This window comes from Methanospirillum sp. (assembly GCF_028679455.1).
In the GTDB taxonomy this organism is placed as follows: domain Archaea; phylum Halobacteriota; class Methanomicrobia; order Methanomicrobiales; family Methanospirillaceae; genus Methanospirillum.
This window is the reverse complement of sequence record NZ_JAJRBM010000273.1, coordinates 1-6,297: the sequence shown is the minus strand read 5'-3', so window position 1 is coordinate 6,297 and position 6,297 is coordinate 1. Positions and strand designations below refer to the sequence as shown.

Below are 6,297 nucleotides of genomic sequence, written 5' to 3'. Positions count from 1 at the left end.
GGTATGGAGTTCAGACCGCATGTCATCTACAAACATCTGAAGACAAAGGTCATTGGGAGAAGGATGCGGTTTTTTGACAGCATTCCCTCCACGATCTGGTATGGAAAAGACCTCGCTGATCAGGGTGATCTCGAGGAAATGCATGGGCTTGTGATCATTGCTGAAGAGCAGACCGGTGGATATGGCAGGATGGGGCGTGCCTGGGTATCTCCAAGCGGGGGTATCTGGATTACTATTGTACTAACTCCCCAGATTCCGATCGATCATCTCTTCATGCTCACACTTGCCGCATCGGTATCGGTGGCCCGGGTTCTGCGAAAGATGTTTGATATCGGGGCCCTCATCAAATGGCCCAATGATATCATCATCGGTGACAAGAAGGTTGCCGGACTCCTCCTTGAGTTAGGGGCTGATGGAGATAAGGTACGGTATTGTCTGGTTGGTATCGGTATTGACGCGAATATCAGTGTTGAAAACCTTAATGAACCCATTAAACACTTGATTACCTCAATCAGTCACGAGGTTAATCATGAGATCGATCGCGCTGCGCTCCTGGCTGCCATTTTGAAAGAGTTTGAAGCACGGTATGATATGATCACTCTTGGGGAGTACGATGCGGTCATAAGGGAGTGGAAGAACTTTTCATCAACGATTGGGCGCAGAGTCAGGATCAACACGCTGCGAAACAGTTTTGAAGGTGAGGCTGTGGACATTGATCCGAATGGTGCTCTCGTAGTCAGGAAAGACAACGGAAAGATAGAGAAGGTCATTGCAGGTGACTGCGTACATATCTGATAATGTTTGGCAACCTGAACCGGGCAACAATCCTTACCAATAGTTCTCTTTTTATTGCGTTGATTGCAGGATTCTCCTGGATCTCAATACCAATTCCGATCCCGCTCTTCCCAGTTCCCGTCACCCTGCAGACCCTTGCGGTTCTTCTGGCTGCTGCCGTGATGAAACGGCATGCGATCATTCCGATCCTGCTCTATCTCCTTCTCGGAACGCTCGGACTGCCGATCTTTCACAACGGGATGTCAGGTCTCGGAGTCATCTTCGGGCCAACCGGGGGATACCTTTTTGGTTTCATTCCGGCAGTCCTTGTCGCCGGGATTGCCTACGAGCATAAAAAGCGTGGGATTCGGATCGCGGGGCTCACTCTTGCAACGCTCCTAATCTATCTCGGTGGCATCTCCTGGCTCATCATATCAACTGGCATGTCGGCTTATGCTGCGGTAATATCCGGAATGGTTCCGTTTCTTCCAGGTGATCTGGTCAAGGGAGTGGCAGTGTTCCTGATTGCTTCACGACTTGAACACATTCTGGAACTGCCTTTTCGCCAATGATTCAGATCAATTCGGTCAGGCATGGGTTTCTCTCCATCCCTGATCTCACCATTAGTCCTGGCATGGTGGCAATCACAGGTCCGAATGGTTCAGGGAAGACCACCCTTCTTGAGATGATTGCCGGTATCATCACTCCTCCTGGATCCATCAGTATCGACGGAGTGGATCCCAGACAAGTGACTGTCGGCTGGGTTGGTGAATTTCCTGACTGTAATATGATCTTCACCAGGGTGTTCGATGAGATTGCATCACCGCTCAGATTCGTTCAGCAGCCCTGCGAGGAGATCGATGCTTTGGTTCATGGGATAGCCGGGCTCATCGGCCTCACTGATCAGTTAGATCATCCTATCCGCCGGTTGTCGGGTGGACAGAAAGTACTTGCTGCCCTTGCTGCGGCACTGATCAACAGACCTGAAGTGTTGATCCTTGATGAGACCGACTCCCACCTTGATGCCACAACCTTAAACACAGTAGATTCGATCATCAGATCCGCAGCAGTGCCCTACCTGCTCTTTGCAACACATCGGCCTGACCGGGTTGCACGTGCTGACCGGGTGATTGTATTGCAGGATGGTCGGGTGTTACGTGAAGGAACCCCTGATGAGATCTATCAGGAGACCTTGTCCCGGACTCGTGATCATCTCACTCCTCTGAGATTGCTTCGCAACCCCGAACTCTGGAGGGCTGTTTATGCAACTGATCCTTGATCAGATCACCTTCAGCCGGAGTGATTTTACTCTCCATGCACAGGGAACCTTCACTCCCGGAGTTCATCTCATCACTGGCAGGGTCGGATCAGGCAAGTCGACACTGGGAGAGATCGTTGGCAGGGCGCTCAGTCCGGTATCCGGAACGGTCAGGTATGATGGGATCTCCTCTTCAGTTCTTTCCATGCAGTTTCCAGAGTATCATCTTACCACAACCAATCTCAAGGACGAGATCCTGAGTTGGGGCAGGGATCCGGAACCAATCCTTGAGACTGCCGGACTTATCGGGCGGGGCGGTGACGATCTACTCACCCTCTCGCGGGGTGAACTCAAACGGCTTCACCTGGCCTGCCTGATCACAGGCAGATACGATCTGATGGTTCTTGATGAACCATTCGCAGGTCTTGATGAAGAGGCACGGTACTGGATCTCAACTCACCTTGATGAACACCGGGAAGGGATCATCATCATCATCAGCCATGATGTCACGACTCTCCCTTCGATTGATCAGATCTGGGAGATGCAGGACGGGGTGCTCACCTCTATCGGTCATGTTTCACAGGCACTTACAACATGGACTTCGGCTCCACCTTTGATCAGGTATATACTCAATCATGATCATGAGTTGTCAGGTCTTTCCTGGCATGACCTTGTGGAGGCAGTATGCAGGATCCACGAGTAAGGCTTGGAGCAGTACTCCTCCTCTCGATCGCCTCGTTCTTCTCGCTTGCCGGAGCACTGCTCACCCTGTTCTGGTGGCTGGTATGTACAAACCGGCGAACTTCCTTTGGTAGTTTTCGCACCGCTGCCGTGGCTTTTTTACGTCCCGTCATTGCCGCATCTGCCACTGCTCTCTCCGGGGGTGACGGGGTTTCGTATCTGGTCAGGATATCAGTTCTACTTGTGATAGCCTCCTGGGCATATGGTGAACGGTACCCCGGGGAACTCCTTGATGTTTCAGTATGGTTATTTGGCAGAAAGTGGGGTTTTGATCTCGGACTCGTGGGGGAGATGAGCCTTTCATCGCTTGAGATCTTGTCTGATGAATTCAGACGCACCCGGATCGCGCTCCAGCAGAAAGGGCAACACCTCTCTGCATCCAATCTACCTCCGGTAATTACCAGTATGCTGGTACGGCAGTTCAGACAGGCACGTGAGCGGGCAGTGATACTTGCGATACGCGGATTTCGGGGAGGGGGGAGCCTGTGCCCGTCTTTTGTGACCTCCTATGCTGATATTGCAGCCGGAGTGTTTTGCGCGGCAATTTTTGCAGTGTCCGTGATTGTCTAAGACTTTTTTAAGTTCTCCGGTTGAACCTTTTCTGTTTGAATCGTTTACTGCCGATTCAGAGGTGGCAATATGAGTCCAGCCCGGAATACGAAGCTTCAGATCACTGATACCACACTCAGGGATGCCCATCAGTCCCTCATCGCAACCAGGATGAGGACCGAGGATATGCTCCCGCTCGCACGGGCAATAGACAAAGCCGGATTCTTCTCAGTCGAGGCCTGGGGAGGTGCAACTTTTGACAGTTGCATCAGGTTCCTGAATGAAGACCCATGGCACCGTCTTACCACTCTGAAGAATGCATTAACTCACACCCCCATCCAGATGCTCCTCCGGGGCCAGAATCTTGTCGGGTACCGGCACTACTCCGATGATGTGGTTGATCGGTTTATCGATCTCTCATATAAAAACGGCGTGGACATTTTCAGGGTCTTTGACGCACTCAATGATATCAGGAATATGGAGCGCTCAATGACCCGGGTGAAAGAGACCGGAGCCCATCTGCAGGCCACCATATCTTATACGACCAGCCCGGTCCATTCGGTGAAGGGATTTATTGAGATGGCCCGTGATCTCTATTCCCACGACTGTGACTCTATCTGCATCAAAGACATGGCAGGCCTTGCCATGCCAGAAGAGACACGGGAACTCATCACCGGTATCAAGGATGAGATGGACGTGCTGGTTGATCTGCACTCACACTCAACAAGTGGGATCGCCTCCATGTCTTACCAGGCCGCAATCGAGGCAGGGGTAGATATTCTTGATACTGCGATGTCCCCGTTCGCACTCGGTACCAGCCAGCCTCCAACCGAGAGTACCGTAGCGTCTGTGAAAGGAACTCCCCGTGATACCGGCATCGATCTGCTCGTCCTGCGTGAGGCCAGAAACGAATGTGTGAAGATCAGGAAAAAATACGATGCCCTGTTCACCCCGGTTGCCGAACGGGTGGACAGTGATGTTCTGATCTATCAGCTTCCGGGCGGAATGATAACCAACCTGGTTTCTCAGCTCCAGGAACAGGATGCCCTCGATAAACTCGAACAGGTATTCCAGGAAGTGCCTCTGGTAAGGCGTGATCTTGGGTATCCCCCGTTGGTGACTCCTACCTCCCAGATTGTCGGGAGCCAGGCGGTCTTTAATGTCCTCATCGGTGGAGAGCGTTACAAAAACGTGACCAAGGAGGTTCGTGATTATGTAAAAGGTCTTTACGGCCGCTCCCCCGGAGCCATCTCCGATGAGATCAAACATTTGATCATTGGGTATGAGGAGGTTATCACCGAACGCCCTGCTGATCTGCTGGAACCAATGTATGAAAAGATGAAGATGGAGGCTGAAGATGCAGGGCTGGTCAGAAAGGAAGAGGATGTCCTGACTTACATCCTGTACCCGGCGATCGCTCCTTCGTTTCTGAAGGGTGAACGACAGGCTGAAGTGATCCCAACCGTTTCATCAAAGAAGAGTTCTGGCTTTCAGATGCCAGATTCCATGCAGGTTGAGGTAGATGGGGAGACCTTCACAGTCCGGATTCTTGCAATCGGCGATCAGTCTGTGCAGGATAAGCCAAAGGCATCAGGCCCTCCAAAGCAGGATATGGCAGGCGGGGTCAAGAGCAACATGCAGGGTATGGTACTTGAGATGAAAGTTGGCCGCGGCGATGAAGTCAAGGCTGGTCAGACCCTGCTTGTGCTCGAAGCCATGAAGATGGAGAACCCGATCACCAGTCCCCGCGATGGTGTGGTCTCAGATATCTTCGTTGATACTGGTGATACGGTCCTGAGCGGCGATGTGCTCATGGTGATCGAATGAAGTACTTTGACAAAGTACTCATTGCTAACCGGGGAGAGATCGCGATCCGGGTCATGCGTGCATGTCGTGAACTAGGTATCGATACGGTCGCTGTTTATTCAGAAGCAGATAAGAATTCACTCTTTGTACATTACGCAGACGAAGCCTTCCCGGTTGGGCCGGCACCACCATCCAAGTCCTACCTGAATATGGAACGGATCATCTCGGTGGCAAAGACTGCAGGTGCAGAGGCGATTCATCCAGGGTATGGATTCCTCGCCGAGAACGCTACTTTCTCCGGACTCTGTGAGGAAGAAGGGATCACGTTCATCGGTCCGAAGAAGAAGACCATCGCTGCGATGGGGTCAAAGATCAGATCCAAGCAGACGATGAAGGATGCCGGAGTTCCGGTTCTTCCCGGAACAGACGGTGGGATCGATGATCTTGACCAGGCAGCCAGGGTAGCCGATGCCATTGGGTACCCGGTGATTGTGAAGGCGAGTGCCGGAGGTGGGGGAATTGGGATGCAGATTGTAAATGATCCCTCCGAGATCGAGGACGCGATCGCAGGTGCGATGCGGATTGCAGAATCTGCATTTGGTGACCGGACTGTCTTTATCGAGAAGTATCTGCAAAAACCAAGGCATGTCGAGGTACAGGTATTTTGCGACGAGCATGGCAACCGCGTTCATATGTTCGAGCGTGAATGCTCGATCCAGCGCAGGCACCAGAAACTGATCGAAGAATCCCCCTGTCCGGTGATGACCCCCGAACTCCGGGATCGAATGACTGAATCTGCCCTGAAAGTAGCAGAAGCAGTTGATTATGTAAATGCGGGCACGGTTGAGTTTCTGTATGACAACGGTAACCACTATTTCATGGAGATGAACACCCGGCTGCAGGTTGAGCATACCATCACCGAACTGGTGACCGGCATTGACCTGGTGCACCAACAGATAGTAGTCGCTGCCGGGTATCCCCTTGAATATGCCCAGGAAGATATCACCATCAGAGGTCACGCTATAGAGTGCCGGGTGAACGCTGAGGATCCGCTGAATAATTTTGCTGCTGATCCCGGGAAGATCATCAGGTACCGTTCTCCCGGTGGTCCGGGTATCAGGCTGGACTCAGGGATTCATGCCGGATACACGATCCCTCCCCATTATGAT

The 6,297-nt window shown here is 52.1% G+C and carries 7 protein-coding genes; all 7 read left to right on the top strand.

Annotation, left to right across the window (positions count from 1 at the left end):
• A partial coding sequence (locus LUQ50_RS09240; protein WP_300039442.1) for a biotin--[acetyl-CoA-carboxylase] ligase occupies positions 1-795 on the top strand: 795 nt, incomplete at its 5' end.
• A 2-nt stretch (positions 796-797) separates the two neighbouring features.
• A complete protein-coding gene (locus LUQ50_RS09235; RefSeq protein ID WP_300039440.1) occupies positions 798-1,346 on the top strand; it encodes a biotin transporter BioY in 549 nt (182 codons plus the stop codon).
• Positions 1,343-2,053, top strand: a complete 711-nt coding sequence (locus tag LUQ50_RS09230; protein ID WP_300039438.1) for an energy-coupling factor ABC transporter ATP-binding protein — start codon at positions 1,343-1,345, stop codon at positions 2,051-2,053. The genes LUQ50_RS09235 and LUQ50_RS09230 overlap by 4 nt, the downstream gene beginning before the upstream one ends.
• Positions 2,037-2,735: an ATP-binding cassette domain-containing protein gene (locus LUQ50_RS09225; RefSeq protein ID WP_300039436.1), complete on the top strand. Its 699-nt coding sequence runs from the start codon at positions 2,037-2,039 to the stop codon at positions 2,733-2,735. The genes LUQ50_RS09230 and LUQ50_RS09225 overlap by 17 nt, the downstream gene beginning before the upstream one ends.
• Positions 2,717-3,343, top strand: coding sequence for a hypothetical protein (locus LUQ50_RS09220; RefSeq protein WP_300039434.1), 627 nt, complete (start codon positions 2,717-2,719; stop codon positions 3,341-3,343). The genes LUQ50_RS09225 and LUQ50_RS09220 overlap by 19 nt, the downstream gene beginning before the upstream one ends.
• A 69-nt stretch (positions 3,344-3,412) precedes the next feature.
• Positions 3,413-5,149, top strand: a complete 1,737-nt coding sequence (locus tag LUQ50_RS09215) for a pyruvate/oxaloacetate carboxyltransferase (RefSeq protein ID WP_300039433.1) — start codon at positions 3,413-3,415, stop codon at positions 5,147-5,149.
• Positions 5,146-6,297, top strand: a 1,152-nt coding sequence (locus LUQ50_RS09210; RefSeq protein ID WP_300039431.1) for an acetyl-CoA carboxylase biotin carboxylase subunit, incomplete at its 3' end; no start/stop codon positions are given. The genes LUQ50_RS09215 and LUQ50_RS09210, both read left to right, overlap by 4 nt.

Excerpts from the sequence above, each read along its gene's own strand:
- LUQ50_RS09235 (WP_300039440.1), top strand. The coding sequence starts at position 798 with ATGTTTGGCAACCTGAACCGGGCAACAATCCTTACCAATAGTTCTCTT.
- LUQ50_RS09230 (WP_300039438.1), top strand. The coding sequence starts at position 1,343 with ATGATTCAGATCAATTCGGTCAGGCATGGGTTTCTCTCCATCCCTGAT.
- LUQ50_RS09225 (WP_300039436.1), top strand. The coding sequence starts at position 2,037 with ATGCAACTGATCCTTGATCAGATCACCTTCAGCCGGAGTGATTTTACT.
- LUQ50_RS09220 (WP_300039434.1), top strand. The coding sequence starts at position 2,717 with ATGCAGGATCCACGAGTAAGGCTTGGAGCAGTACTCCTCCTCTCGATC.
- LUQ50_RS09215 (WP_300039433.1), top strand. The coding sequence starts at position 3,413 with ATGAGTCCAGCCCGGAATACGAAGCTTCAGATCACTGATACCACACTC.